General features: G+C 62.2%; 24 protein-coding genes. 18 read left to right on the top strand and 6 right to left on the bottom strand.

Going from position 1 to position 25,910, the window contains the following annotated elements:
- The first annotated feature begins 47 nt into the window (after window positions 1-47).
- The 4 genes from C5J26_RS07510 (at window position 48) to C5J26_RS07525 (ending at window position 3,363) form a co-directional block, all read left to right on the top strand.
- Window positions 48-686, top strand: coding sequence for a LysE family translocator (locus C5J26_RS07510; RefSeq protein WP_105401198.1), 639 nt, complete (start codon window positions 48-50; stop codon window positions 684-686).
- A gap of 23 nt (window positions 687-709) precedes the next feature.
- On the top strand, window positions 710-1,081 hold the full coding sequence (locus C5J26_RS07515; protein WP_105401199.1) for a GFA family protein: 372 nt from the start codon (window positions 710-712) through the stop codon (window positions 1,079-1,081).
- Between the two features lie 10 nt (window positions 1,082-1,091).
- On the top strand, window positions 1,092-1,724 hold the full coding sequence (locus C5J26_RS07520; RefSeq protein ID WP_105401200.1) for a LysE family translocator: 633 nt from the start codon (window positions 1,092-1,094) through the stop codon (window positions 1,722-1,724).
- Between the two features lie 124 nt (window positions 1,725-1,848).
- Entirely contained in the window at window positions 1,849-3,363 is a 1,515-nt protein-coding gene (locus C5J26_RS07525; RefSeq protein ID WP_105401201.1) for an ATP-binding protein, read from the top strand.
- A 4-nt stretch (window positions 3,364-3,367) separates the two neighbouring features.
- Here the strand turns inward: C5J26_RS07525 and C5J26_RS32575 are convergent, their stop codons facing one another.
- Entirely contained in the window at window positions 3,368-3,613 is a 246-nt protein-coding gene (locus tag C5J26_RS32575; RefSeq protein ID WP_172745774.1) for a DUF982 domain-containing protein, read from the bottom strand.
- A gap of 298 nt (window positions 3,614-3,911) precedes the next feature.
- On the opposite strand from C5J26_RS32575, the gene rpsD reads away from it, so the two are divergent.
- Window positions 3,912-4,529, top strand: a complete 618-nt coding sequence (rpsD, locus tag C5J26_RS07535) for a 30S ribosomal protein S4 (RefSeq protein WP_046608973.1) — start codon at window positions 3,912-3,914, stop codon at window positions 4,527-4,529.
- Between the two features lie 106 nt (window positions 4,530-4,635).
- On the opposite strand, the gene sthA is transcribed toward rpsD, so the two are convergent.
- Window positions 4,636-6,123: a Si-specific NAD(P)(+) transhydrogenase gene (gene sthA, locus C5J26_RS07540; protein WP_172745775.1), complete on the bottom strand. Its 1,488-nt coding sequence runs from the start codon at window positions 6,121-6,123 to the stop codon at window positions 4,636-4,638.
- 217 nt (window positions 6,124-6,340) lie between these two features.
- Here sthA and C5J26_RS07545 point away from each other — a divergent pair, with 217 nt between their 5' ends.
- The 8 genes from C5J26_RS07545 (at window position 6,341) to C5J26_RS07580 (ending at window position 17,569) form a co-directional block, all read left to right on the top strand.
- Window positions 6,341-7,081, top strand: a complete 741-nt coding sequence (locus C5J26_RS07545; RefSeq protein ID WP_046606239.1) for a FadR/GntR family transcriptional regulator — start codon at window positions 6,341-6,343, stop codon at window positions 7,079-7,081.
- Window positions 7,082-7,169: 88 nt separating this feature from the next.
- A complete protein-coding gene (locus C5J26_RS07550; protein WP_105401438.1) occupies window positions 7,170-8,675 on the top strand; it encodes an ABC transporter substrate-binding protein in 1,506 nt (501 codons plus the stop codon).
- Between the two features lie 84 nt (window positions 8,676-8,759).
- Window positions 8,760-9,707 (top strand): ABC transporter permease, encoded by a 948-nt coding sequence (locus tag C5J26_RS07555; protein ID WP_105401203.1) that lies wholly within the window; start codon window positions 8,760-8,762, stop codon window positions 9,705-9,707.
- Entirely contained in the window at window positions 9,704-10,579 is an 876-nt protein-coding gene (locus C5J26_RS07560; protein ID WP_046667935.1) for an ABC transporter permease, read from the top strand. Before C5J26_RS07555 ends, C5J26_RS07560 begins: the two co-directional genes overlap by 4 nt.
- A gap of 37 nt (window positions 10,580-10,616) precedes the next feature.
- Window positions 10,617-12,401 carry a gamma-glutamyltransferase family protein gene (locus C5J26_RS07565; RefSeq protein WP_105401204.1) on the top strand — a complete coding sequence of 595 codons (1,785 nt, stop codon included), beginning with the start codon at window positions 10,617-10,619 and terminating at the stop codon, window positions 12,399-12,401.
- A gap of 3 nt (window positions 12,402-12,404) precedes the next feature.
- On the top strand, window positions 12,405-13,169 hold the full coding sequence (locus C5J26_RS07570; RefSeq protein WP_105401205.1) for a DUF1028 domain-containing protein: 765 nt from the start codon (window positions 12,405-12,407) through the stop codon (window positions 13,167-13,169).
- 26 nt (window positions 13,170-13,195) lie between these two features.
- Entirely contained in the window at window positions 13,196-15,007 is a 1,812-nt protein-coding gene (locus tag C5J26_RS07575; protein WP_105401439.1) for an ABC transporter ATP-binding protein, read from the top strand.
- Window positions 15,008-15,271: 264 nt separating this feature from the next.
- Window positions 15,272-17,569, top strand: coding sequence for a DNA/RNA non-specific endonuclease (locus C5J26_RS07580; protein ID WP_105401206.1), 2,298 nt, complete (start codon window positions 15,272-15,274; stop codon window positions 17,567-17,569).
- Window positions 17,570-17,644: 75 nt separating this feature from the next.
- Here the strand turns inward: C5J26_RS07580 and radC are convergent, their stop codons facing one another.
- Together radC and map are read right to left on the bottom strand one after the other, a co-directional pair.
- Entirely contained in the window at window positions 17,645-18,448 is an 804-nt protein-coding gene (gene radC, locus C5J26_RS07585) for a DNA repair protein RadC (protein WP_105401207.1), read from the bottom strand.
- Between the two features lie 3 nt (window positions 18,449-18,451).
- On the bottom strand, window positions 18,452-19,288 hold the full coding sequence (gene map / locus C5J26_RS07590; RefSeq protein WP_105401208.1) for a type I methionyl aminopeptidase: 837 nt from the start codon (window positions 19,286-19,288) through the stop codon (window positions 18,452-18,454).
- 176 nt (window positions 19,289-19,464) lie between these two features.
- Here map and C5J26_RS07595 point away from each other — a divergent pair, with 176 nt between their 5' ends.
- Window positions 19,465-19,713, top strand: a complete 249-nt coding sequence (locus C5J26_RS07595; RefSeq protein ID WP_105401209.1) for a type II toxin-antitoxin system Phd/YefM family antitoxin — start codon at window positions 19,465-19,467, stop codon at window positions 19,711-19,713.
- The gene (locus C5J26_RS07600) at window positions 19,703-19,984 is read left to right on the top strand and encodes a type II toxin-antitoxin system RelE/ParE family toxin (protein WP_105401210.1); all 282 of its coding nucleotides are present in this window, start codon (window positions 19,703-19,705) and stop codon (window positions 19,982-19,984) included. Before C5J26_RS07595 ends, C5J26_RS07600 begins: the two co-directional genes overlap by 11 nt.
- Here C5J26_RS07600 and sfsA read toward each other — a convergent pair.
- Together sfsA and C5J26_RS07610 are read right to left on the bottom strand one after the other, a co-directional pair.
- The gene (gene sfsA, locus C5J26_RS07605; protein ID WP_105401211.1) at window positions 19,960-20,688 is read right to left on the bottom strand and encodes a DNA/RNA nuclease SfsA; all 729 of its coding nucleotides are present in this window, start codon (window positions 20,686-20,688) and stop codon (window positions 19,960-19,962) included. The genes C5J26_RS07600 and sfsA overlap by 25 nt on opposite strands.
- A gap of 12 nt (window positions 20,689-20,700) precedes the next feature.
- On the bottom strand, window positions 20,701-22,548 hold the full coding sequence (locus C5J26_RS07610; protein WP_105401212.1) for an alpha/beta hydrolase: 1,848 nt from the start codon (window positions 22,546-22,548) through the stop codon (window positions 20,701-20,703).
- A 122-nt stretch (window positions 22,549-22,670) separates the two neighbouring features.
- Here C5J26_RS07610 and C5J26_RS07615 point away from each other — a divergent pair, with 122 nt between their 5' ends.
- The 3 genes from C5J26_RS07615 (at window position 22,671) to C5J26_RS07625 (ending at window position 25,821) form a co-directional block, all read left to right on the top strand.
- Window positions 22,671-23,072: a hypothetical protein gene (locus C5J26_RS07615; RefSeq protein ID WP_046667926.1), complete on the top strand. Its 402-nt coding sequence runs from the start codon at window positions 22,671-22,673 to the stop codon at window positions 23,070-23,072.
- 146 nt (window positions 23,073-23,218) lie between these two features.
- Complete coding sequence (locus C5J26_RS07620; RefSeq protein ID WP_038542482.1) at window positions 23,219-24,436, top strand: LL-diaminopimelate aminotransferase; 1,218 nt, start codon at window positions 23,219-23,221, stop codon at window positions 24,434-24,436.
- 62 nt (window positions 24,437-24,498) lie between these two features.
- Complete coding sequence (locus C5J26_RS07625; protein WP_105401213.1) at window positions 24,499-25,821, top strand: homoserine dehydrogenase; 1,323 nt, start codon at window positions 24,499-24,501, stop codon at window positions 25,819-25,821.
- The last annotated feature ends 89 nt before the right edge of the window (window positions 25,822-25,910 follow it).

Consider the following 25,910-nt stretch of genomic DNA (forward strand, 5'->3'; position numbering starts at 1 on the left):
GAAAAATTCGGTGGCTTGCTCCCTCTATTCCATGGAGGAGAATCCGCATGTCGCTTGAACACTGGCTCGCTTTCGTCGCCGCATCTTCGGTTCTCCTGGCCATTCCGGGGCCGACGATCCTGCTCGTCATTTCCTATGCACTGAGCCATGGCCGCAAGGTGGCATCTGCCACCGTCGCCGGCACGGCGCTGGGTGACTTCACGGCGATGACCGCGTCCATGCTCGGGTTGGGCGCATTGCTTGCGACCTCTGCAGCCCTCTTCACTGTGTTGAAATGGGTGGGCGCCGCCTATCTCATCTATCTCGGCATCAAGCTCTGGCGCGCGCCGGTTTCCGAGCGGGCCGCCGATCTCGGCGAGGCCGAGGTGACATCCGTAAAACCCTTCAAGATTTTCCTGCACACCTATGTGGTCACCGCACTGAACCCGAAGAGCATCGTCTTCTTCGTGGCCTTCCTGCCGCAGTTCCTGGACCTCAGCCAGCCGCTGTTCTTCCAGATGGTGGTCTTCGAAGTGACCTTCCTGGTGCTCGCGACCCTGAACGCCACGCTCTACGGCCTGCTGGCCTCGATGGCGCGCAACACGATCCGCAAGCCGAAGGTCCAGCGGATCGTCAACCGCACCGGCGGTTCGTTGATGATCGGTGCCGGCCTGTTGTCGGTCGGCTTCAAGCGCGCAGCCGCCTGAGCTTCGTCAAGGAGGAACAGCTGATGATCACCGGGCGTTGCCATTGCGGCGAGACCGTTTTCGAGATCAAGGGTGAACTGCCGCAGGCACTCACCCGCTGCACCTGCACTTACTGCTCAAGGCGCGGCGCGCTCCATGCCTATTACGAGCCGACGCAGGTGAAGGTCACGGCCAATGCCGCGACCGACAAGGTCTATCGATGGAATTCCAAGATGGTGGCGCATCATTTCTGCGGTACATGCGGCTGCACCACCTATAGCGACAGCCCGGATTTCCAGATGGACGGCACCTGGGACGGCAAGACCCGGCGTATCGCCGTGAATGCACGATTGTTCGACGATTTCGATGCCGAGGAATGGCCTCACACGGTCATCGACGGCCGGCATCTCTGGTAGGAGAAGAGCGATGAGTGACGTAACCCTGCTTGCTTTCGCGATCGTCGCGTTCATCGGCATCGCCACGCCTGGGCCGACGGTGCTGCTGGCGCTCACCAACGGCTCGCGTTACGGCCTTCGCCGCGCCCTGCCGGGCATGGCGGGCGCGATGATCTCCGACTTCGTATTGATCGGCGCAGTAGCGCTCGGCCTCGGCGCATTGCTGGCGGCCTCCGAATTCTGGTTCTCGGTCGTCAAGTGGCTGGGTGCCGGTTATCTTGCATTTCTCGGCCTGATGCTCCTGCGCTCGAAAGGCTCGCTTGACGTAACGGCAGGCGATGCTGCGGCCGGTTCGGGTTCCGCAACGTCAATCTTCCTGAAGAGCTTCCTCGTCGCGGTGACCAATCCCAAGGGATACCTGTTCTTTTCGGCTTTCCTGCCGCAATTTATCGTGCCGGATGCGCCACAGTTTCAGCAATATGCGATCCTGGCACTCGTCTTCGCGCTGATCGACATGGCCGTCATGTTCGGTTATGCGCTGCTCGGCTCGCGGGCTGTGCATCTTCTGAAGAAGAAGGGCGCGCTCTGGCTCGACAGGCTCTGCGGCGGGGCGCTTCTGGCGCTTGCTGGCTCGCTGGCATTCTATCGTCGCGCGGCATCCTGAGCGGTTTCGCAAAGGCCTGTGCATTTTCGATCTTGCCCGGCGAAACGAATCCCGATCTCTGTTAGAGTTCCGGAGTCGCGGCTCTAACGGTCACCGCGAAGAGACAGCATACGAGGTAAGTGCATTGCAGGTCGGCATCGATATGGGAATTGTGTCCGGGGGAGATCCGGCCAAACTCGATATCGAGGAGCTTCTGGCGACCCGTCTGCTCGTGCAGGGAAATTCCGGCTCCGGCAAGTCGCATCTCCTGCGCCGCCTGCTGGAACAATCGGCACCCTGGGTACAGCAGGTGGTGATCGATCCGGAAGGCGATTTCGTCACGCTGTCTGAAAAATTCGGCCATGTGGTGGTCGATGGCGAGCGGAGCGAGGCCGAGCTTGCCGGCATCGCCAACCGTATCCGCAAGAATCGCGTCTCCTGCGTCCTGACGCTCGAAGGCCTCGATCTCGAAGAGCAGATGCGCGCCGCCGCCGCCTTCCTGAACGGCATGTTCGATGCCGACCGCGAATACTGGTATCCGGTCCTGGTCGTGGTCGACGAAGCGCAGATGTTCGCGCCGTCGGTCGGCGGCGACGTGTCGGAAGACGCCAGAAAGCTTTCGCTCGGCGCCATGACCAACCTGATGTGCCGTGGCCGAAAGCGCGGCCTTGCCGGCGTCATCGCGACCCAGCGGCTGGCAAAGCTCGCCAAGAACGTCGCCGCGGAAGCCTCGAACTTCCTGATGGGCCGCACCTTCCTCGATATCGACATGGCCCGCGCCGCCGACCTGCTCGGCATGGACCGCCGCCAGGCGGAAATGTTCCGTGACTTGAAGCGCGGCAATTTCGTCGCTCTCGGCCCGGCTCTGTCGCGCCGGCCGTTGCCGATCGTCATCGGTACGGTCGAGACGTCGGCGCGCTCTTCGAGCCCGAAGCTGATGCCGCTGCCGGATGCACCGCAGGATGTCGAGGACCTGATCTTCACGCCGGATCCGGAAGAATTCACCCGGCCGATGGTCCGCCGTGCCCCGCCGGCGCCGCGACCGACGACGGATATCCTAGCCGAACTGTCCCGCTCGACACCCGCCGCCGTGGCTGTGCCGCAGGAGCCGCGCGTCGCCCAGCCGGAATTGTCCGCCGAAGAGCGCGAAGAACGGCTGTCCGCCGTGCTGTCGGAAATTCTCGACGATCCGCAATCCGCCTACCGGACGGATTCCGTCCTATATCAGGATTTTCTGGTGCGCGCCCGGATGCGGCGCCTGCCGGGTCCGCCGCTCTCGCTCAGTGAATTCCGCCGCCGCACGGCGATCGCCCGCTCGGGTGTCGACGAGGAAACCGCTTCCAGCGAGGCCTGGGGAACGGCGCTGTCGCTGTCATCCGGTGTTTCGGATGACCTGCAGGGCGTTTTCCTGCTGATGGCGAAGGCGGCGATATCAGGCGAACCATGCCCGTCGGATGCGCGGATCGCCCGGGCCTACGGCACCCACTCGGCGCGGCGCGCCCGTCGCCTTCTCGGTTATTTCGAGGAGCAGGGCCTGATCGTCGTGCATGCGGACTTTTCGGGCAAGCGCATCGTCGCCTTCCCGGATCTCCAAGCTGAAACCGCGCCGGGCAGCGCCGATGCGCCGGATGAGGGCGAGGCGAGGGCCGCTGCCGAATAAGCCGTCAGTGGATGTGAAAATGCGCTTCCACCGCCGCGGCGATAAAGGCGCGCCGTGCTTCCGAAGGCCTCGACTTGCCCTTCAACGCTTCGTCGCAAACCTGTTCCGCCAGATGATGCTGACTGCCGTGATAGGTCGGCCAGAAGCGGTCGAGGACTGTTTTCGCCTCGCGTACCGTCTTGACGGTGCGGACCATACCGGTTTCGGGATTTTCGATCCTGATCGGGCTGCTCCAGAGTTTCGATTTCATGACACGACACCTCCTTCCCTTAAGATGGAACGAACCCCCTGTTCCGTCAAAAAAGCCTGCAGACAGCCTTGCCGAAAGGTTAAGAGACCGGTGCAGTTGACATTCCTGTGACATCCGCCTAAACACCGCGCCAACGCCGGGCCGAAAGACCCGGTGTTTCACTGACATGTCCCGTGGTTTTCTCCGGACGCTTTCGTGAGAGACCTGTCAGAGCTCTTAAATCAGGGCTCAGAGGAGGGCGTGTTTCCTTGATCCGGCTTGGCAACAAGTCGGTGTAACCGTTTGATAAGGAAATACGATGAGCAAGCGCGAATCGTCCAAATACAAGATCGACCGCCGTATGGGCGAAAACATCTGGGGTCGTCCGAAGTCCCCGGTGAACCGCCGTGAATACGGCCCGGGCCAGCACGGCCAGCGCCGCAAGGGCAAGCTTTCCGACTTCGGCGTGCAGCTGCGCGCCAAGCAGAAGCTCAAGGGCTACTACGGCGACCTGCGCGAAAAGCAGTTCCGCTCCATCTATGACGAAGCCAACCGCCGCAAGGGCGACACTTCGGAGAACCTGATCGGCCTGCTCGAATCGCGCCTCGACGCGATCGTCTACCGCGCCAAGTTCGTTCCCACGGTCTTTGCTGCCCGCCAGTTCGTCAACCATGGCCACGTCACCGTCAACGGCGTTCGCGTCAACATCGGTTCCTACCGTTGCAAGGCCGGCGACGTCATCGAAGTCCGCCAAAAGTCGAAGCAGCTCGTCACGGTTCTCGAAGCCGTTTCGCTCGCTGAACGCGACGTTCCGGACTATATCGAAGCCGACCACAACAAGATGGTTGCCACCTTCGCCCGCGTTCCGGGCCTGAGCGACGTTCCTTACGCCGTCATCATGGAACCGCAGCTGGTCGTCGAATTCTACTCGCGTTGATGAATTGCCCTTCGGGGCGGTTCTGCGACACAAAAGAAAAGCCGCCTTTCGGGGCGGCTTTTTTCGTTTGATCGGACAGTTTGGCGAGTTGGCGAGAATTACCGCCTCACTTGGAGGCGGCTTTTTTCTTCTCGCTGGCAGGTTCCGTGGTGGTCGCGGTCGTGTCCGTGGACTGGGAGGTTGCGACCGGCGCTTCCTTCGGGCCTTCGCCCATGCGGTTCCAGGCGTCGAGGCCGGCGATCTTGTAGGCTTCGGCAAGCGTTGGGTAGTTGAACGTGTTCTCGACGAAATATTCGACAGTGCCTTTCAGGTTCAGGACCGCCTGGCCGATGTGGACAAGTTCGGTCGCACCTTCGCCGACAATATGGACGCCGAGCAGGCGGCGGGTCTTCAGCGAGAAGATCAACTTCAGGAGGCCGGTATCGAGGCCCATGATGTGGCCGCGCGAGGTCTCGCGGAAGCGGGCGATGCCGCATTCGTAGGGAATGCCGCGCTCCTTCATTTCCTCTTCGGTGAGGCCGCAGGTGGAGATTTCCGGCACGGCATAGATGCCATAGGGGAAATATTTCTGCGGTTCCTTGGCGATCGCGCCGACGGCGACACGCGCCGCGACGCGCCCCTGTTCCATCGAGGTTGAAGCGAGGCTCGGAAACCCGACGACGTCGCCGGCGGCGTAGATGTTGGGAACGGAGGTCTCGAAGGTTTCGGGATTGACCTTGAGGCGACCGCGGCTGTCGGCTTCAAGTCCGGCTGCGGCGAGGTTCAGCGTATCGGTGGCGCCCATGCGGCCGGCGGCGAACAGCACCATGTCGGTAATGATCTGGCGGCCGCTGTCAACGTGCACCAGAACCTTGCCGTCCGGCAGGCGCTCCACCTTGTCCGCCTTCTGGCCGAGCAGCAGTTTCATGTTGCGGTCGCGCAGCTGGTAGGTGAAGTCTTCGACGATTTCCTTGTCGATGAAGTCGAGCATGGTCGGCTTTGGGTCGATAACGGTCACGGCAGCATCCAGCGCACTGAAGATCGTCGCATATTCGATGCCGATAACGCCGGCGCCGATGACCACCATCGAACGGGGGAGCTGCTCGATTTCGAGCAGCTCGTCGCTGTCGAGAACCGTCTTGCCGTCGAACGGCATGTAGTCGGGGCGGAAAGGCTTGGTGCCGACCGCGAGCAGGATCGACTTGCCCATGACGTGCATGACGTCGCCGTCGTCCTTGGCGATTGCCATCGTGTCGGGCGTGACGAAAGTCGCCTTGCCACGGATGCTCTGGACGCGGTTGCGGGCGAACTGGTGTTCCAGCACTTCGACCTCATGGTCGAGCGTGATCAGCAGGCGGCGACGCAGGTCCTCCGCGCTGATCTCCTGCTTGACCCTGTAGGCCTTGCCGTAGAAGCCGCGCTCGCGCCAGCCGGACAGGTTGAGCGCTGTTTCGCGCAGCGTCTTCGAGGGGATCGTGCCGGTATGGACCGATACGCCACCGACCCTTTTGCCCTGTTCGACGACCAGAACCTTCTTGTCGAGCTTGGCAGCCTGGATGGCCGCGCGGCGACCGGCCGGTCCGCTGCCGACGACGATGAGGTCGTATTGGTTCATGGGATGCTCCGCTCCGAATCTGACGGCCGCCGCGATGCGGCAGCACTCACGAATCCCTTTGTAGCCACCTATTCTAAAGTTTTGATTGCGGCTCGTCCAAGCCTTGATTTCAATCTGTATGCATCAATTTTGTGCACTGCAAGAATTGCTGAAAAATTAACTTGACGGAGGTCCGGAAATGCCGTCCATTCGGACCAATCAGAAATTGGTGCGATAAATGGTACAGGATAAAGCCGGCGAGGCTCATGACAATTCGAGCTATGCGCTGGATCGCCTGAGGGAGCTTTTAAGGGCGGGAGAATTCGGTTCTGAGGGCCGCCTGCCGACCGAACGCGCTTTGACCGATATGCTCGGCATCAGCCGGCGCGCGGTGCGACGTGCACTCGAGGTGCTCGAATCCGAAGGCCTCATCTGGCGTCGCCAGGGCTCAGGCACGTTTATCGGCGAAAGGCCGAGCGAGTGGAGCAACCATGTGGGCGCGATCGTCGCCGGCACGGATTTCATGGAGATCATGGAAGTCCGTCTGAGGATCGAACCGCAGCTCGCCCAGCTCGCGGCCATGCGCGCCAAGCCGGCGGATATCGCCAAGATGTACGAGATCGCCTCGAAGATCATCGAGAGCAGTGATGCCGACGCCCGCGAACTGTGGGATGGAACGCTGCACCGGCTGATCGCCCAGAGCGCCGGCAATCAGCTTTTCCTGTCGATCTTCGACGTCATCAATCGCGTCCGCCAGGACGAGGCATGGCGGGCGATCCGCGAGCGCGCCCGCTCCAGCGGCAATGCGGTCAACATCTCGTTTGCCCAGCACAAGACCATCATTGAGGCGATCGCCGCCCGTGATCCGGTGCAGGCGGGGGAGGCGATGCGCGAACATCTGCTGATGCTTCAGGAGAGGCTCATCCGCGCGACGTCCCTTGGCTCCGTGGAACAGGGATCGCTCAGCGAAGCAAGTTGAATGGCCGCCACGCGGCCCACCACAGAAGCCGGAAACCGGCCAAGACTAAAAACAGGAACCTAAAAACAAGAGAGGAATGTTCATCATGATGCGACTTACCAAGCTTACGACGGCGCTGCTGGCCGGCGCGCTTTTCGCCTTTCCGGCGCTTGCGGTCGATTTGCGCATCGGCCTGCAGGACGATGCCGACGTTCTCGATCCTGCCCAGTCTCGCACCTTCGTCGGACGTATCGTCTATACCGCCATGTGCGACAAGCTGGTCGACGTTTCGCCCGACCTGAAGATCGTCCCGCAGCTCGCCACCGAGTGGAAATGGTCCGCCGACGGCAAGGAGCTGACGATGAAGATCCGCGAGGGCGTCAAGTTCCACGACGACACCCCGCTCGATGCCGCCGCCGTGGTTGCCACGATCGAACGCAACATGACCCTGCCGGAATCGCGCCGCAAGAGCGAGTTGACCTCCGTCGCCAAGGTCGAGGCGACCGGGCCGCTGGAAGTCAAGTTCACCCTGAAGTCCCCGGACGTGACGCTGCTTGCCCAGCTCTCCGACCGCGCCGGCATGATCGTGTCGCCGACCGCGGCCAAGGCGCTCGGCGCCAATTTCGGCTCCAAGCCGGTCTGCGCCGGTCCGTTCAAGTTCGTCGAGCGCGTCCAGCAGGACCGCATCGTGCTCGAAAAGTTCAAGGATTACTGGGCCAAGGACAAGATCTTCGTCGACAAGGTCACCTACCTGCCGATCCCGGATACCACCGTACGCCTCGCCAACCTGCGTTCCGGCGACCTTGACTTCATCGAGCGCCTGGCGCCGACCGACGTCGCAGCCGTCAAGGGTGACTCGAGCCTGAAGTTCGACGCGACCGTCAACATCGGTTACATGGCTCTTTACGCCAATGTCGGCAACGGTCCGCGCGCCGACAACCCGTTCGGCAAGGACAAGCGCCTGCGCCAGGCCTTCTCGCTGGCGATCGACCGCGACGCCATGAACCAGATCGTCTACGAAGGCACCGCCGTCGGCGGCAATCAGCCGTTCCCGCCGAACAGCCCGTGGTTCAACAAGGCAATCCCGGTTCCGGCCCGCGACGTCGCCAAGGCCAAGGCTCTCATCAAGGCCGCCGGTTTCGATCGTGTCCCGGTCGAGCTGCAGATCCCGAACAACCCGGTCGCCCAGCAGATGATGCAGATCCTGCAGTCGATGGTTGCCGAAGCCGGTTTCGACGTCAGCCTGAAGTCGACCGAGTTCGCCACCCTGCTCGAAGAGCAGACCCGCGGCAACTTTCAGCTCAGCCGCTCCGACTGGTCCGGCCGGGTCGATCCTGATGGCAATATCCATCAGTTCATCAGCTGCAAAGGCGGCATCAACGACGTGAAATACTGCAACCCGGACGTCGACAAGCTGCTCAACGAAGCACGCGCCTCGACCGACGACGCGGTCCGCAAGCAGAAATATGACGCAGCTTCCGTGATCCTCAACGAAGACATGCCGGTCATCTATCTCGGCCATCAGTCTTGGATCTGGGCTTACAAGAAGAACATTACCGGCTTCGTGGCCAGTCCGGACGGCATGATCCGCCTGCAAGGCGTCAAGAAGGGCTAAGCCTCCTATGCCGCACGGGAGTAGACCCGTGCGGCACTTTTCCGCATCGCTTCGTAACAATGTTGCTCAACGGGGGACGGCGTCATGCCTGTCTACATCGGAAAGCGTCTGCTGGTCGCCATCCCGACCTTGCTGATCATCTCCATCTTTGTCTTTTCATTGCAGAAACTGCTGCCCGGCGATCCCATTCTGGCGATGGCCGGTGAGGAGCGTGACCCGGCGGTCATCGAATTCCTGCGCGACAAATACCGGCTGAACGATCCGGTCGTGGTGCAATATTTCTATTGGCTCGGCGGCGTGCTGACCGGCGACTTCGGCATCTCGCTGCGCACCAACCAGCCTGTCCTGGAACTGATCCTCCAGAAGCTGCCGGTGACGATCCAGCTCGCCGTGATGGCGATGTTCTTCGCGATGCTGATCGGCATACCGATCGGTATCCTGGCGGCGGTCAAGAAGAACACGTTCATCGATTATATCGCCAATGTGCTGGCGCTGACCGGCCTGTCGATCCCGAATTTCTGGCTTGGTATCATGCTTATCCTGCTGATCTCGGTGCAGCTCGGCTGGCTGCCGGCCTCGGGCTTTGAGTCGATCTTCGTCGATCCCGTCCGGTCCCTGCAGACCATGGTCATGCCGGCCTTCGTACTCGGAAATGCGCTGGCGGCGACGCTGATGCGCCATACCCGCTCGGCGATGATCGGCGTGCTCAGCGCCGACTATATCCGCACCGCCCGCGCCAAGGGGCTTTCTCCGCGGGAAGTCATTCTGAGCCACAGTTTCCGCAACGCGCTTCTGCCGGTCGTGACGCTGTCGGCGCTGCTGTTCGGGGAACTGCTCGCCGGTGCGGTGCTGACCGAGCAGATCTTCACCATCCCGGGCTTCGGCAAGCTCATCGTGGATGCCGTCTTCAACCGCGACTATGCGGTGGTGCAGGGCGTCGTGCTGTGCACGGCAGTCGGCTTCATCCTGATGAATCTCATCGCCGACGTTCTTTACGTCCTGCTCAATCCGCGTCTGAGGGCCACCCTATGACCACGATCGACCAAGCGCCGCCGGTTGCGGCAGCCAAGCGCGACAGGAGCCGCGCCTGGCGCAAGATGAAGAAGAACAGGAGCGCGCTCGTCGGCGCCGTCATCGTCCTGTTCTTCGCAATCCTGGCAGTCAGCGCCCCGATCCTGCCGATCATCGATCCCGTCGCAACGAGCTGGACGGCTATCCGTAAGGCACCTTCGGCCATGTACTGGCTCGGCACCGACGATCTTGGCCGGGACATTCTTTCACGGATGATCTGGGGCGCCCAGGCATCGCTGATGGCCGGGGTGTTCTCGGTCGCCATTGCGGTCGGCATCGGCGTGCCCTTCGGCCTGATCTCGGGTTATTTTGGTGGCTGGGTGGATATGGTGATCTCACGGATCACAGAGGCTCTGCTCGCCATGCCTTTCCTGATCATGGCGATCGCGCTGGCGGCATTTTTGGGTCCGAGCCTGATGAATGCGATGATCGCCATCGGTCTATCCGCCATGCCGATCTTCGTGAGGCTGACCCGCGGCCAGGTCCTGGCGGTCAAGACGGAGGACTATGTCGAAGGCGCACGCGCCGTTGGCCTGAACCACTTCGAAATCATGACCCGCTATATCCTGCCCAACGTTTTCGCCCCGATCATCGTCCAGGCGACGCTGACGATCGCAACCGCGATCATCGCCGAGGCGAGCCTTTCCTTCCTCGGCCTCGGCCAGCAGCCGCCGGCCCCCTCATGGGGCTCGATGCTGAACGTCGCCAAGAACTTCCTGAGCCAGGCGCCCTGGATGGCGATGTGGCCGGGCGCGGCGATCTTCCTCGTCGTCATCGGCTTCAATCTCCTCGGCGATGGCCTGCGCGATGCGCTGGATCCCCGCGAGGCATGACGGCCGCGCCAAGCATGATTTGAAAGGACCAACACCCATGACTGAGTTCACCACACGGCCGGAAATCCTCGGCACGTTCGGGGTCGTCACCTCAACCCACTGGATCGCCTCGGCCGTCGGCATGGCGATCCTCGAAAAGGGCGGCAATGCCTTCGATGCGGCGGTCGCGACCGGCTTCGTGCTGCAGATCGTCGAGCCGCATCTCTGCGGCCCGGGCGGCGACATGCCGGCCATCTTCTATTCGAAGAAGAAGGACAAGGTCGAAGTAATCTGCGCCCAGGGACCTGCACCGGCCGGCGCGACGATCGAGCACTACACGTCGGAAGGCCTGAAGCTGATCCCCGGCGACGGGCTGCTGGCGACCGTCATCCCCGGCGCCTTCGACGGCTGGATGCTGATGCTGCGCGACTACGGCACGATGAGCGTGCGCGACGTGCTCGAGCCGGCGATCTATTACGCAGAGCATGGCCACCCGATGCTTGCCCGCGTTTCCGCCACCATCAAGGGGCTTGCTAGCTTCTTCGAGACCGAGTGGCCGACATCCTACGCGACCTGGCTTCCGGGCGGCGTGGCTCCCGAAGCGCAGAGCAATTTCAAAAATCCGGTGCTTGCCGAGACCTGGAAGCGCCTCATCGCCGAGGCTGAAGCCAAGACCGGCCGCGAAAACCAGATCGAGGCGGCCCGCGACGCCTTTTACCGCGGCTTCGTGGCCGAGGCGATCGACCGTTATGTCTCGACGGCCGAAATCATGGATGCGAGCGGCGCCCGCCACAAGGGTGTGCTGACCGCCGACGACATGGCCAACTGGCAGGCGACCGTCGAGGCGCCGCAGACCTACGACTATCACGACTGGACCGTTGCCAAGACGCCGGCCTGGGGGCAGGGGCCGGTGCTTCTGCAGTCTCTGGCGCTGCTGAAGGGCTTTGACCTCTCGGCGATGGATCCGGCCGGTCCGGATTTCGTGCATGTCGTCATCGAGGCCATGAAGCTCGCCTTCGCCGATCGCGAGGTCTATTACGGCGATCCGGATTTCGCCCAGATCCCGACAGAATACCTGCTCTCGGAAGGCTACAATGCCGAGCGCCGCAAGCTGATCGGCAGCCAGGCCTCGCTGGAACTGCGGCCAGGCCGCGTGCCCGGTTACGACCACCAGTTCGACCTCACCATGGGCATGCTGGCGGAAGTGAGCGGCAAGGGCGCGGTTTACGAGCCGACCATGTCGCATCTCACCGAAAAGCGCGGCGATACGGTCCATATCGATGTCATCGACCGCTGGGGCAACATGGTCTCGACCACGCCCTCGGGCGGCTGGCTGCAATCCTCGCCGATCGTGCCCGGCCTCGGTTTCGCCCTGAACTCCCGCGCCCAGATGTTCTGGCTGAAGCCCGGCCTGCCGACCTCGCTGGAACCGGGAAAGCGCCCGCGCACGACGCTCACCCCGTCGCTGGCCCTGCATCAGGGCCGTCCGACCTTGGTGTTCGGCACGCCCGGCGGCGATCAGCAGGATCAATGGCAGCTGCCCTTCTTCCTGCGTTACGTCCACCACAAGCCGAACCTGCAGGCGGCGATCGACATGCCGCTGTTCCACACCACGCATTTCCCCGGCTCCTTCTATCCGCGCACCAGCCAGCCGGGGAACATCATGGTGGAAAGCAACATCGGTGCCGACGTGCTCGCCGAGCTGCGCAGTCGTGGCCACCAGATCACGGTTGCCGATCCCTGGAGCGTCGGCCGCCTGACCGCAGCCCGCCGCGACGCCGACGGTTTGCTGCGGGCCGCGGCAACGCCGCGCCTGATGCAGGCCTATGCGGTCGGGAGATAAGCCATGACCTGGTCGATCGTCGCACGCGATCCGGAGACGGGTCACTTCGGAATTTCGGTTGCCAGCCGCTTCTTCGCGGTCGGCGCCGCAGTGCCCCACATCAAGGGCAGGGTAGGCGCCGTCGCCACCCAGGCCTTCGTCAGCCCGCTCTACGGCACGGACGGATTGAAACTGCTGGAGGAGGGCAAGAGCCCGCAGGAGATCATCGAGGTGCTGACGGCGCGCGACGACGGCCGCCGCCAGCGCCAGTTCCACCTGATCGACGCCAACGGCCGCAACGCCGCCTATACCGGCGAAATCTGCGTCGACTGGGCAGGCCATCTGGTCGATGACAACGTCTCCGTTGCCGGCAACATGCTGGCCGGGCCGCAGGTGATCGCCGAGACGCTGCGGGTCTATAAGCAAAAGGCGGACGAAGGCGCGCCGCTCGCCGAGCGCCTGCTTGCGGCCATGGATGCAGGCGAGGCCGCCGGCGGTGACAAGCGCGGCAAGCAGTCTGCCGCCATGGTTCTCTATCGCGACCAGGATTACCCCTGGCTGCGCATCAATGCCGACGATCACGCCGATCCGCTCGGCGAACTGCGCCGGCTCTATGCGGTAGCGCAGGAGCGTTTCCTGCATGTGGCCGAAACCATGCCGACCCGCGAAAACCCGCACGGCATGATCGACCGACGGGTCATCGACCAGAAGATCGCCGAGCTGGAAGCCGCCCGCGAAGCGGAAGGCCGCGCCTCGGCCTCCTTTGCCACTCCCTGGAAGCCCCAATGACGGAAGCCCCCAAGACGGAAGCCCCAATGACCGAGACACCTGTTCTTTCCGTCAGGAACCTGACGACATCCTTCCTCGTCGACGGCGAATGGAAAAGCGTCGTCCGCGACGTCTCCTTCGATGTGCATCCGGGTGAGACGGTCGCGATCGTCGGCGAAAGCGGCTCCGGCAAGAGCGTCACCTCGCTGTCGATCATGCGGCTGCTTGCGGCCAACACGAGCAAGATCGAGGGCAGCATCCTGCTCTCCGGCCGGGATCTCCTGTCGATCTCCGAAAAGGAGATGCGGGGTGCGCGCGGCAACGACGCCTCGATGATCTTCCAGGAGCCGATGACCTCGCTCAACCCGATCTTCACGATCGGGCGGCAGATCTCGGAAGTGCTGACGCGCCACAAGGGACTGTCGAAATCGCAGGCGCGCGCCGAAACAGTGCGGCTGCTCGAAAAGGTCCGCATCCCGAACGCCGGCGCCCGGTTCGACGACTACCCGCACCAGTTCTCCGGCGGCATGCGCCAGCGCGTCATGATCGCCATGGCCTTGGCCTCGAAACCCAGGCTGTTGATCGCCGACGAACCGACGACCGCGCTCGATGTCACCATCCAGGGACAGATTCTCGACCTGATCAAGGTATTGCAGGAAGAGGAGGGCATGTCGGTGCTCTTCATTACCCATGACATGGGTGTCGTCGCCGAGATCGCCGACCGCACCATCGTCATGTATCGCGGCGAGGCGGTCGAAAGCGGTCCGACCGAGGAGATCTTCCATCGCGGCAAGCACCCGTATACGCGGGCGCTTCTCTCCGCCGTGCCGCGGCTCGGCTCGATGCAGGACCGCAAATGGCCGACCCGTTTCCCGGTCGTCGACATCGCTACCGGCGAGACTGCCGAGCCCAAGGAAGTCGCCGGCACGGTCGATACCCGAAAAACCCCGGTACTGGCCGTCAAGAACCTCGTCACCCGCTTCGCCGTCCGCTCCGGCCTCTTTGCGACGCAGACGGGTTCCGTCCACGCGGTCGAGAACATTTCCTTCGATCTCTTCCAGGGAGAGACCTTGTCACTGGTCGGTGAATCCGGCTGTGGCAAGTCGACGACTGGCCGCTCGATCATGCGGCTGATCGAGCCCACCAGCGGCGACGTGGCGCTCGATGGCTACGATGTCCTGCGCCTCGACCAGACGGGCCTGCGCGACATGCGCAAGACCATCCAGATGATCTTCCAGGATCCGTTCTCGTCGCTCAATCCGCGCATGACCGTCGGCGCCGCAATCTCCGAGCCCTTCGTCAAGCACAAGCTCGGCAACGCCAAGGAGGCCAAGGAAAAGACCGCCGACCTGCTCCGCAAGGTCGGCCTGTCGCCCGACATGGCAGGCCGTTATCCGCATGAATTTTCCGGCGGCCAGCGCCAGCGCATCGCCATTGCCCGCGCCCTGTCGCTCGATCCGAAGGTGATCGTCGCCGACGAAAGCGTCTCGGCGCTTGACGTGTCGATCAAGGCTCAGGTCTGCAACCTGCTCCTCGACCTGCAGCAGAGCCTCAACCTCGCCTTCCTGTTCATCAGCCACGACATGGCGGTCGTCGAGCGGGTCAGCCACCGGGTGGCGGTCATGTATCTCGGCGAGATCGTCGAGATCGGCCCGCGCGCCGCGGTCTTCGACAATCCGCAGCATCCTTATACGAAAAAGCTGATGGCAGCCGTTCCGGTGCCGGACCCGGCCCGCCGCGGCATCCGCCGGGGCATTTCCAACGACGAGTTGAAGAGCCCGGTTCGTCCGATGGGTTTCCAGCCGCCGGCGCGCCAGTACCGCGAGGTTTCCGAAGGCCATCTGGTGCAGGTGGCTTGACCAGTGGATCGGGCAAAGTCTCTGTCGTAAAACCCGTATAAACTTCTAGCGTGATTTTTTTGAAGTCGCATGTATGGGTTGATGAATTGTTCTCGACTGCCGGTTGCTTTTCTGCTTGATTACGTCACTAGGGCGCCGATTTTTCGCGCCGGGGGTGAAGGATATGTCGGTTTGAGCTCTCGCGATCGACGGGAGCGCTATCGCAAATCTGTAATGATGGAGTTTTAGGCTTAGCTGGTATTCCTGGGGGGAGATTTGGCAGCGATGTCGCTTCATTTGCAGCAGGCGGTCAGCAAAGCTGAATCGCGGGCGCGTAACCTCGGCGAAGATCTGGGAACTCTGTCCGCCCGCCTGAGGGCGAAATCACCAGATGCGGTTGCGACCGATGCCGAAAAAGCCCAACGGCAAAACTTTCTGGGTGCGCTTTACGGCTCACCTGAGGACGCCGAACGCGTCTTTGAACGCATCATCGGCGGCAATGAACTGCAGGACGCCAACTATCTTGTGCGTGGCGCGATCGCGGCGCGCGCCGTGTTGCGCATCGTGCTTCGCGGGCCGAGCGGCGCGCTGGTGGGTTATGGTACCGGCTTTCTGATCGGCGACGGCGTGCTCCTGACCAATCACCATGTCCTCGATAGTCCGCAAGCGGCGCGGTACTCTGAAGCCGAGGCTTTTTTCGAGCGTTCTGCCATGGGTTACGACCTTACGCCCTGGCGCTTTACGCTGCAGCCCGAGACCTTGTTCTATACCTCCGAAGCGCTTGATTTTAGTTTGGTCGCGGTGGCCGATCGCGACCGTACGGGCAGGTTCGAGCGTGTCGCGCTGGGCTGGTTGCCACTGCTCGGCGAAGCGGGCAAGGCTCTCGAGGGCGAATGGCTGACGATCATCCAGCATCCCGAGGGCAAACGTAAGCAGATTTGCGTTCGTGAAAACCAGCTCCTCAAACGCGACACCGATGTGCTGTGGTATTCCACAGACACGCTCGGCGGCGCATCCGGATCGCCGACGTTCAATAATGATTGGCTGGTGGTCGCGCTGCATCATTGCGGCATCCCCGAGAAGCGTAACGGCAAATGGCAGACGATCGACGGCCGTGACTATGACCCGCGCACGGACAGGGAAGACCGTATCAAATGGATCGCCAATGAAGGCATCCGTGCGTCCCGCATCATTGAAACCTTACGCGCCGACAGCAAGATCGCCGCGCACCGCCTTGTCGCTCCGATCGTGGCGACCGAGGTTCAGGATATCGACGTACGGTTGCCGGTTCGCTTTGCCGCCGGCCAGCCGCTGCCCAACCTGCTCATCTCGGAAACGCCGGGTGCTGCGGCGGTGAAGCCACCGGACGGTCCGGCCGCTTCGCCGGCGCCAGGCCGCAACTCTTCGCCTGGCGCGGTCACCGCGCTTTCCACTCGTCCGAACCAGCCGCAGCCCCGGGAGTCCCGCATGGCACAGCATATTACGCTCAATCTGCTCGTCGGTGACGACGGCAGCGTTTCCCTGCTTCAAGGCGGCGTCGCGGAATCGGCGCTGGTCGCGCTGGAACGTGCATCGACGCGGCCCAAGAAGAACGTGATCGAGGCGCCCGTCGATCCGCAACGAGACTGGGCGACGGCGACGGGTTACGATCCCGATTTCCTAGGCCCGGGCAAGTTGAGTGTCCATCTGCCGAAAGTGATGCAGGCCGACCTGATCGCGCCGCTGCAGGACGCCTATGGTCAAACATTCACGGTGGCGCAGCGTAAAGCTGGCGTGCTCAACTATGACGGCTACAGCGTGGTGATGAACAAGGAGCGGCGCTTCGCCTTCTTCTCCGCCGCCAACGTGAGCTACAATATGCGTCCGGGCATCAGCGGCCGCAGCGATAACTGGCTCTACGACGATCGTATCAGCCGCGCCCATCAGGTGGACAACAGCTTTTATCGCAACGACAAATTCGATCGTGGCCACCTCACGCGTCGCGAGGACATGGAATGGGGAAGCGACCCCGTCTCCGCCGTGCGCCGCGCCAACGGCACATGCACCTGGACCAATTGCTCTCCGCAGCACGAGATCTTCAATCAGGACAAGAGCCCCGATCCGGCCGTGCACCTGTGGCAGGGGCTGGAGCGCTATGTGCTTGAGGAACGTGTCAAACCGGGAGAGTTCAACGCGCAGGTGATCACCGGCCCGGTATTCGGAGCAGCCGATCCCGTCTATCGCGACATCCCGTATCCGCTCGAATTCTGGAAGGTCGTGGTGGCTGTCGCCGAAAGCGGCGCGCTTTTCGCTACCGGTTACTTGCTGAGCCAGAAGGCGGTGATCGATGAATTCGGACTGGAAGCGGCGCCTGCCGAGCCGTTCGGTGCATATGCGACCTATCAGCGGACGATTGCGACAATCGAGGATCTGACGGGATTGCAATTCACCTTTGGCAGCAACCAATCGCTGTGCGATGTCGATCCGCTCGCCACCCCTCGCGGCCGTACCCAGGGCGGGCGTCGGCGTGTCCGCACGACCGAAAGCTTCGGCGCGGCGGGCGATGATTCGCTGAAGGGATTTGAGGATATCGTGCTGTTCTAAAACGGTTCCGCTTGTCCTCGAAAAACGCAGCCGCTCGCTCTGTGTTTTCGTGAAATGCGGACCGGCATCGAACCGTTAGATCAGCCTCAACCCCTTCAGGCTGACATGCCCGTCCTTGCCGATGATGATGTGGTCGTGCACCGTGATGCCGAGAGGTTTTGCGGTGTCGACGATCGTTTTCGTCATGTCGATATCGGCACGGGAAGGTGTCGGATCGCCGCTCGGGTGGTTGTGGACGAGGATGATCGCGGTCGCCGACAGTTCGAGCGCCCGGCGCACGACTTCGCGCGGATAGACAGGCGTATGGTCGACGGTACCGTGGCCCTGCACCTCGTCGGCGATCAGCGCATTCCGCTTGTCGAGGAAGAGGATGCGGAACTGTTCGCGTGGCTCGTAGGCCATGATCGCATGGCAATAATCGATGACCGAAGACCAGGAGGACAGGACCTGCTTGCCGCGCAGCTCGCTTTTCAGCATCCGGTGACCGACGGTCGCGACGAGCTTCAGGTCGAGCGCCACCGCCTCGCCGACGCCCTTGACCTCCTGCAGCAATCCGAGCGGCGCCCCCATTACGCCGGCAAGCGTTCCGAACCGGGCGATCAGTGCCTTGGCAAGCGGTTTCGTATCGCGGCGCGGGATCGACCGGAACAGCAGGAGTTCGAGGATTTCATAGTCGGCAAGTCCGGTATCGCCATGTTCGCGATACTTGGTTTTGAGGCGCTCGCGGTGACCATGGTAATGCGCGCCCGGCTCGTCGTCGTCCATCGAGGCCGGTTTCTTGATGGCTTTCGGCTTGGTCAGCTGCTCGGCGAAAAAGCCGCGCTCGTCCTCGATGAAGGACCTTTGTTCGTCCGGTGGAGGAGCGGAGCGGCTGGCCATCCCTTACCTCGAAAGCGGTGGCAGGCCGGGTCGGTCGAAACCTCCAGGCGACAAGGTGAAGATCTCGCAGCCGGTGGCGGTGACGCCGATCGCATGTTCGTATTGCGCTGACAGCGACCGGTCGCGGGTCACCGCGGTCCAGCCATCGGAAAGCACCTTCACATGCGGCTTGCCGAGATTGATCATCGGCTCGATGGTAAAGATCATGCCTTCCTTCATCTCCGGACCCTCGTCGGCGCGGCCGTAATGGAGGATGTTCGGCGAGTCGTGGAAAAGCCGGCCGACCCCATGGCCGCAGAAATCGCGCACCACGGAGCAGCGTTCGGCTTCCGCATAGGTCTGGATTGCCTCGCCGATTGCGCCGGTGCGGGCGCCAGGACGCACCGCCTCGATGCCGCGCATCAGGCATTCGTAGGTGACTTCGAGCAGGCGCTCGGAGGCGCGCTTGATCCCGCCCACCGGGTACATGCGGCTCGAATCCCCGTGCCAGCCGTCGAGGATATAGGTGACGTCGATATTGACGATATCGCCTTCCCGCAAAGGCTTGTCATCCGGAATGCCGTGGCAGACGACGTGATTGATCGAGGTGCAGGAGGATTTTGTGTATCCGCGATAGTTCAGCGTCGCCGGCAGCGCCCCGTGGTCCATGCCGAACTCGAAGACGAAGCGGTCTATCGCGTTGGTGGTGACGCCGGGCTGCACGATCGTTGCAAGCTCGTCGAGGCAGCGCGCGGTCAGCAGGCAGGCCTTGCGCATGCCGGCAAAGTCCTCCGCACCATAGAGGCGGATCGCACCCGTATTCTTCAGGGGGGCGGAAACCGCCTCGATATAGTTCACCATGGTTCTTCTCTCGCAATCTCTCCGTTCATAAAGCAGCCGGGCCCGGTTCGTCCATGGCGATCGGAGATTTCAGCGCTTTTCTTCCCGACAATCCGAACGGGATGATCTGAAGAGAGCCTTTTAAAGTGCTTCTTATAGGTCTATATAAGGTGCGAATTGGAGCACCTGGAGTCACCATGGTCAGCGTCGTCCTCGCCGAAGTCACCGCCAGCGTTTCCGAGCTGAAGCGCAACCCCATGGGTACCGTCGCAGCAGGAGAGGGAGCTCCTGTCGCCATCCTCAATCGCAACGAGCCCGCCTTCTATTGCGTGCCTGCAAAGGCCTACGAAGCGATGATGGACCGGTTGGAAGACCTTGAGCTCAACGCACTGGCCGACAGCCGCGCAGGCGAGACTGTTATCAAGGTAACGCTGGATGAGCTATGAGCTCGCGTTTCTGGATGTTGCACTGAAGGAATGGCGCAAGCTCGACTCGAACATCCGTGAGCAGTTCAAGAAGAAGTTGACCGAGCGTCTCGAAAATCCGCGCGTCGCTGCCGCCCAGCTTCATGGATCCAAAAACCGTTACAAGATTAAGCTGCGCGCCATCGGCTATCGCCTCGTTTATGAGGTCAGAGATACGCAACTGGTCGTATTGGTAGTCGCCGTCGGCCGGCGAGATCGAGACGCGGTCTACAAGGCAGCCGAAAAGCGATAGCCGAGATCCTCGACCGGGATCAGCCCCGCAGGCGTTATTTCCTCCGGTGAAACGCGGCAATGCACTGCATAGGCCTCGACGCCGCGGGACTTGGCGCGCTCGAAGGCGAGCGCATAGAATGGGTCGAGATCTCCGCAGATACGGAAACGCGAGCAGTCGTGCCGCTGGATGAGGTAGATCATCACCGCCCGGTGACCGGCCTCCGCCATGTCGCCCAACTCTTCCAGATGTTTGGCGCCGCGTTTGGTGACGGTATCGGGAAATTCCGCCAGCCCCCGCTCACGGCAGAAATGGACGTTCTTGACCTCCACATACGCATTTGGAAGGCCGTCGCCGATCAGCAGGAAGTCGATGCGCGAATTGCGGCCGTAGCGCTGTTCGCGCAGGATCGTCTGGTAGCCGGCAAGGCTCGGGATCAGCCCTGTACGGATAGCCTCTTCCGTCAGCCGGTTCGGCAGGCCGGTATTGATGCCGACGCGCTCGCCGTCCACCTCGACCATCTCGAACATGTGCCGGTATTTGCGGGTGGGGCTGTCATGCAGCGACACCCAGATCTTCGAGCCCGGTGTCGTCAGCCCTCGCATCGAACCGGTGTTGGGGCAGGAGCCGGTAAACGGCGTGCCGTCCTCCAGCACGGCGTCGAACAGGAAACGCTTGTAGCGTTGCAGGAGGGTCGCAGGCACCAGCGGCGGATCGAAACGCATCTGTGATAAGGATCAGACGCGCTCGAGCACGTAGGTGCCGGGCGCATCGGCAATCGCATTGAGCGCCTTGCCGCCGGGCTTGCGGGCCGGCACGCGCTCGTCGTCCTTTGCCTCGGCCCATGCATGCCAGTGCGGCCACCAGGATCCCTTGTTTTCCTCGGCACCCGTCAGCCAGTCTTCGTACTGGCCTTCGGCCTTGCCGCCTGTCCAGTACTGGTACTTCTGCTTGTCGGGCGGGTTGACGACGCCGGCGATGTGGCCCGAACCGGTCAGCACGAAATCCACGGGACCGCCGAACAGCGAGGAGCCGAGAAAGACCGATTTTGGCGGCGCGATATGGTCCTCCCGGGTGGCGAGATTGTAGACCGGGATCTTGACGTCCTTCAGCGAGATCGTCTTTCCCGCGAGCTTCATTTCGCCCTTGCTCAGATTGTTGTCGAGATAGCAGTTGCGCAGGTAATAGGCGTGGTTGGCGGCCGCCATGCGCGTGCTGTCGGAATTCCAGTAGAGCAGGTCGAAGGGCATCGGTTCCTTACCCTTCAGGTAGTTGCTGACCACATAGGGCCAGATCAGTTCCGAGGCGCGCAGCATGTTGAATGCGGTGGCCATCTTCGACCCGTCGAGATAGCCGATCGTGTTCATATGCTTTTCGATTGCGGCGATCTGTTCTTCGTCGACGAAGACCTTGAGATCGCCCGCATGGGTGAAATCCACCTGGGTGGTGAGGAAGGTCACCGATGCGATGCGGCTGTTCTTCTTCTGCGCGTGATAGGCAAGCGTTGCCGCGAGCAGCGTTCCGCCGACGCAATAACCGATCGCGTTGACCTGCTTTTCGCCGGTAGCCTTCTCGACCGTGGTCAGCGCGAAGTCGATCCCCTCGCGCATGTAGGATTCCCAGTCCTTCTTCGCGTGGCGTTCATCCGGATTGACCCAGGAGATCACGAAGACCGTATGGCCCTGGTCGACGCACCACTTGATGAAGCTTTTCTGCGGGTTGAGGTCGAGAATGTAGAACTTGTTGATCCACGGTGGGCAGATGAGGAGAGGGCGCTTGAGCACCGTTTCCGTCGACGGCTCGTACTGGATGACTTCGCACACCTCGCTCTGGGCGATCACCTTGCCCGGCGTCAGCGCCATGTTGTGGCCGATCGCGAACTTGGTCGCGTCGGTGTGGCGCAGCCTCAGGTCGCCGCGCCCGGCGGCGATATCCTCAGCGAACATCTTCATGCCGGCCACCAGGTTGGCGCCATTGCTGGCGACCGTCTCGCGATACACCTCCGGATTGGTGAGAGCGAAATTGGCCGGTGAAAGGGCTGCCGTCACCTGCTTCACGTAGAAGGCGGCTTTGTGCCGGGTGTGCTCGTCGAGCCCTTCGGCTTCGTTGACCAGTTTGTCGGCCCAGGAGGCGGTGACGAGATAGAGCTGCCGGAGGAGGGCGAAGAACGGGTTCTTTGCCCAGTCGTCGTCGGCAAAACGTTTGTCCTTCGGCAAGGTGTCCGCCGCGGGCTCGACCGGCTGGCCGGTGAATTGCCCGAGCGTGCGCGTCCAGATGCCGATATAGCTGGAAAACAGCAGGGTCTGGGCTTCGAGCGTCCGCTTCGGATCCGAAATCCAGTATTCGGTGACCTTGGAGAGGGTCTTCACGAGGTCGGTCATCGGGTCTGCGACCGAATCGCCGATCTCGCCGCGTTCGCGCGGGCCGAGCCATTCCGATGCCGCTTTGCCGAGATTTTCGAGCGCCCGGGCGACGTTCATGGCGAGCGCCTGCGGGTCCTTGACCACATAGGCCTCGACCGATTTGGGGTCGAATCCCGGAAATTCCTGTCCGGTCTGCCCTTTATCGTCGGTCTTTTCCGCCACGTGCGGCCTCCCCACAGTTTGTTAGTTGTTTTCGTTTGTACATTGTGCCTGAAAGCGAATACAAGTGCCAGCGATCGGCGCCTTCAGGTGCATTGGCCGATGACGGAAACTGGGTTACGGAAATGGAAAAACTGAGGCATCGGATCGGCAGCTTACCGCTTTTCATCGGTCTTGGCGCGCTCTCTCTGCTGGCCGGCTGCAACAGCAACACCTTTGCTCTGGATGACGGTATTCCGAACACCGCACCGCCGGCCGTGGTCGTCCAGACCAAGACCGCGCCGCCGCCAGGCCCTGTCACCAGGCAAAACACCGGCGTCTATCCGACCTTCGATCCGACGCTGCGCGCTGCGGCCGAGCAGATCGAGGACGAGGATTACAACAAGACCGAGCCGCGCCTTGCGTCGCTCGCCCGCCTGCGCAGGTCGGGCTCGATCTCGGAAGCCGAATATCAGCGCCGGGTGGCCGAATACCGCAAGCTCGCCGCCGAGCATGGCAAGGACGCATTGGCCAATATCTCCAGGTAGTCCCGGCAAACCAAGTCATCCGGGGCAACTCGATATCGGCAAATAGCACTTGCCTTTCGGCGCTTTTGGTCGCAAAGCAAAAAATCGCCAATCATGCGACACCGGCGCGTCGCGTCTGACGCTGCGCGCCCTCCACGGGGAGAAAGATGGAAGAGTTTCATAAAGTCCGACGCCTGCCGCCATACGTCTTCGAACAGGTCAACCGTTTGAAGGCCAGCGCGCGAGCGGGTGGCGCGGACATTATCGATCTCGGCATGGGCAATCCCGACCTTCCAACCCCGAAGGCGATCGTCGACAAGCTGTGCGAAGTGGTCCAGGACCCGCGCACCCATCGTTATTCGTCGTCCAAGGGTATTCCCGGCCTGCGCCGCGCCCAGGCTGCCTATTACGCCCGCCGGTTCGGCGTGAAGCTCAATCCCGATACCCAGGTCGTCGCGACGCTCGGCTCCAAGGAAGGCTTTGCCAACATGGCGCAGGCGATCACCGCGCCCGGCGACGTCATCCTCTGCCCCAACCCGACCTATCCGATCCATGCCTTCGGCTTCCTGATGGCCGGCGGGGTGATCCGTTCCATGTCGGTCGAGCCGGACGACAGCTTCTTTCCGCCGCTCGAACGCGCGGTGAAGCATTCGATCCCAAAACCCTTGGCGCTGATCCTCAACTATCCGTCCAACCCGACGGCGCATGTCGCTTCGCTGGATTTCTACAAGGAAGTGGTGAGCTTCGCCAAGAAGCACGACATCATCGTGCTGTCGGATCTTGCCTATTCGGAAATCTATTTCGACGGCGAACCGCCACCGTCGGTGTTGCAGGTACCCGGCGCGATGGATATCGCCGTCGAGTTCACCTCGATGTCGAAGACCTTCTCCATGCCCGGCTGGCGCATCGGCTTTGCGGTCGGCAACGAGCGGCTGATCTCGGCGCTGACCCGCGTCAAGTCGTATCTCGACTATGGCGCCTTCACGCCGATCCAGGTTGCCGCGACCCATGCCCTCAACGGCGACGGTTCCGACATCGCGGAAGTCCGCAACGTCTACAAGCGCCGCCGCGACGTGATGGTCGACAGCTTCGGCAAGGCCGGTTTCGAAGTGCCTCCGCCGGCAGCCACCATGTTCGCCTGGGCGAAGATCCCGGAAAAGTTCCGCCACCTCGGCAGCCTCGAATTCTCGAAGCTCCTCGTCGAGAAGGCGGACGTCGCGGTTGCCCCTGGCATCGGTTTCGGCGAGATGGGCGACGATTATGTTCGTCTGGCGCTGGTCGAGAACGAGCACCGCATCCGTCAGGCGGCCCGCAATATCAAGAAGTTCCTGTCGACGGCCGACGAGACGATGCACAACGTCATCTCGCTCAACACGCGCCGCTGATCGAAACAGCATTTCCGGCGGCCCCGACGGGCCGCCACCTCCAGGCAATCAGGAAGAATAGCATGGCAGACGCCCTCAAAGTCGGCATTGCGGGTCTCGGCACTGTGGGTGCCTCGCTCGTCCGGATCATCCAGACCCGCGCGAATGAATTGGCAACGACGTGCGGCCGTGCGATCGAGATCACGGCGGTCACGGCACGCGACAGGTCGCGCGACCGCGGCATCGATATTTCCGGCATCACCTGGTTCGACACGCCGGAAAAAATGGCCAACGAGGCCGATATCGACGTCTTCGTCGAACTGATGGGCGGCGCCTCGGGTGCTGCTGCCGATTCCGTTAAGGCAGCGCTGACGCGTGGTCTCCATGTGGTGACAGCCAACAAGGCGCTGCTTGCCGCCTCCGGCGTCGAGCTTGCCAAGATCGCCGAAGAAAAGAGCGTTCTTCTCAATTTCGAAGCGGCCGTCGCCGGCGGCATCCCGGTCATCAAGGCGCTTCGTGAATCCCTGACCGGCAACACGGTCTCGCGCGTCTACGGCATCATGAACGGCACCTGCAACTACATCCTGACCCGGATGGAGAAGGAAGGCCTGTCGTTTGCCGATTGCCTCAAGGAGGCCCAGCGGCTCGGTTATGCGGAGGCCGATCCGGCCTTCGACATCGAGGGCAACGACACTGCCCACAAGCTTGCAATCCTGACGACGCTCGCCTTCGGCACGCAGATCGCCGCCGACGAGATCTATCTCGAGGGCATCAGCAATATCTCGATCGAGGACATCCATGCGGCCGCCGATCTCGGCTACCGGATCAAGCTGCTTGGCGTCGCGCAGTTGACCGACAGCGGTATCGAGCAGCGCGTCCATCCGACCATGGTGCCGCACGACTCGGTCATCGCCCAGGTCGACGGCGTCACCAATGCGGTGGCGATCGAATCCGATATCCTTGGTGAACTGCTGATGGTCGGTCCCGGCGCCGGCGGCAACGCGACCGCTTCCGCCGTTCTCGGCGATATCGCCGACATTGCCAAGAGCAGCCCGGGCGCTCAGCGTGTTCCGGTCCTGGGCACACCGGCCGCGTCGCTGGCGCCCTACAAGCGCGCCCGCATGCAGAGCCATGAGGGCGGTTATTTTATCCGCCTGACGGTCGCCGACCGCACTGGCGTCTTTGCCAGTATCGCTGCCCGTATGGCGGAGAACGGCATCTCGCTGGAATCGATCATGCAGCGGGCCAAGCCGGACGCCGCGACGGACACGCCGAAGACGATCATTCTCGTCACCCATGCGACGATGGAGGATTCGATCCGCAAGGCGGTCGATGCGATCAAGGCGGAAAGCTATCTCGTCGGTGAGCCCCAGGTGATTCGTATCGAACGGCCCAAGGCTTTTTAAAAACACGTCGCTTCGAGAAGCCGGCGCTGCCGTTTCCTGTGGGTAACGCCGGAACCTTTCCAGAACTTCTGTGAAAAGCAAGACCGCAA

Origin of the sequence: Neorhizobium sp. T7_12 (genome assembly GCF_002968535.1) — a bacterium.
Lineage (GTDB): Bacteria > Pseudomonadota > Alphaproteobacteria > Rhizobiales > Rhizobiaceae > Neorhizobium > Neorhizobium tomejilense.

Excerpts from the sequence above, each read along its gene's own strand:
- C5J26_RS07510 (WP_105401198.1), top strand. The coding sequence starts at position 48 with ATGTCGCTTGAACACTGGCTCGCTTTCGTCGCCGCATCTTCGGTTCTC.
- C5J26_RS07515 (WP_105401199.1), top strand. The coding sequence starts at position 710 with ATGATCACCGGGCGTTGCCATTGCGGCGAGACCGTTTTCGAGATCAAG.
- C5J26_RS07520 (WP_105401200.1), top strand. The coding sequence starts at position 1,092 with ATGAGTGACGTAACCCTGCTTGCTTTCGCGATCGTCGCGTTCATCGGC.
- C5J26_RS32575 (WP_172745774.1), bottom strand. The coding sequence starts at position 3,613 with ATGAAATCGAAACTCTGGAGCAGCCCGATCAGGATCGAAAATCCCGAA.
- rpsD (WP_046608973.1), top strand. The coding sequence starts at position 3,912 with ATGAGCAAGCGCGAATCGTCCAAATACAAGATCGACCGCCGTATGGGC.
- sthA (WP_172745775.1), bottom strand. The coding sequence starts at position 6,123 with ATGAACCAATACGACCTCATCGTCGTCGGCAGCGGACCGGCCGGTCGC.
- C5J26_RS07545 (WP_046606239.1), top strand. The coding sequence starts at position 6,341 with ATGGTACAGGATAAAGCCGGCGAGGCTCATGACAATTCGAGCTATGCG.
- C5J26_RS07550 (WP_105401438.1), top strand. The coding sequence starts at position 7,170 with ATGCGACTTACCAAGCTTACGACGGCGCTGCTGGCCGGCGCGCTTTTC.
- C5J26_RS07555 (WP_105401203.1), top strand. The coding sequence starts at position 8,760 with ATGCCTGTCTACATCGGAAAGCGTCTGCTGGTCGCCATCCCGACCTTG.
- C5J26_RS07560 (WP_046667935.1), top strand. The coding sequence starts at position 9,704 with ATGACCACGATCGACCAAGCGCCGCCGGTTGCGGCAGCCAAGCGCGAC.
- C5J26_RS07565 (WP_105401204.1), top strand. The coding sequence starts at position 10,617 with ATGACTGAGTTCACCACACGGCCGGAAATCCTCGGCACGTTCGGGGTC.
- C5J26_RS07570 (WP_105401205.1), top strand. The coding sequence starts at position 12,405 with ATGACCTGGTCGATCGTCGCACGCGATCCGGAGACGGGTCACTTCGGA.
- C5J26_RS07575 (WP_105401439.1), top strand. The coding sequence starts at position 13,196 with ATGACCGAGACACCTGTTCTTTCCGTCAGGAACCTGACGACATCCTTC.
- C5J26_RS07580 (WP_105401206.1), top strand. The coding sequence starts at position 15,272 with ATGTCGCTTCATTTGCAGCAGGCGGTCAGCAAAGCTGAATCGCGGGCG.
- radC (WP_105401207.1), bottom strand. The coding sequence starts at position 18,448 with ATGGCCAGCCGCTCCGCTCCTCCACCGGACGAACAAAGGTCCTTCATC.
- map (WP_105401208.1), bottom strand. The coding sequence starts at position 19,288 with ATGGTGAACTATATCGAGGCGGTTTCCGCCCCCCTGAAGAATACGGGT.
- C5J26_RS07595 (WP_105401209.1), top strand. The coding sequence starts at position 19,465 with ATGGTCAGCGTCGTCCTCGCCGAAGTCACCGCCAGCGTTTCCGAGCTG.
- C5J26_RS07600 (WP_105401210.1), top strand. The coding sequence starts at position 19,703 with ATGAGCTATGAGCTCGCGTTTCTGGATGTTGCACTGAAGGAATGGCGC.
- sfsA (WP_105401211.1), bottom strand. The coding sequence starts at position 20,688 with ATGCGTTTCGATCCGCCGCTGGTGCCTGCGACCCTCCTGCAACGCTAC.
- C5J26_RS07615 (WP_046667926.1), top strand. The coding sequence starts at position 22,671 with ATGGAAAAACTGAGGCATCGGATCGGCAGCTTACCGCTTTTCATCGGT.
- C5J26_RS07620 (WP_038542482.1), top strand. The coding sequence starts at position 23,219 with ATGGAAGAGTTTCATAAAGTCCGACGCCTGCCGCCATACGTCTTCGAA.
- C5J26_RS07625 (WP_105401213.1), top strand. The coding sequence starts at position 24,499 with ATGGCAGACGCCCTCAAAGTCGGCATTGCGGGTCTCGGCACTGTGGGT.